Raw genomic sequence first — 269 nt, 5'->3', positions numbered from 1 at the left:
TTGATGATTGGAACCTTTTTTCTTAGGTTTACTTCTATAATCTATGGGTTTATTTCCGTTCATGGCATTGTACTTTCTTAAGTTCACTGCCATGAACGCAAATCCTAATTCATTATGAACATTCTCGTTGCCCCTAACGGACATTCGAGTGAAATGCAAATTAGCCTTCAAGAATCCAAAAACTGGTTCTTCGTCTGTTTTACGTTTCCCGTAGATTTCTCCCGTTTTCTCGTCCGAAAGCTTCTCTTTAACCATATTCTTTTGTTGTT

The 269-nt window shown here is 37.2% G+C and carries 1 protein-coding gene; it reads right to left on the bottom strand.

From position 1 onward, the window contains the following. Positions 1-269 (bottom strand): transposase (locus tag N782_RS20515; RefSeq protein ID WP_152600824.1); only part of this gene is annotated, 269 nt, incomplete at both ends.

Source organism: Pontibacillus yanchengensis Y32, assembly GCF_000770635.1.
Lineage (GTDB): Bacteria > Bacillota > Bacilli > Bacillales > BH030062 > Pontibacillus > Pontibacillus yanchengensis.
The sequence above is the reverse complement of the archived record's forward strand: the minus strand, read 5'-3'. Positions and strand labels throughout refer to the sequence as shown.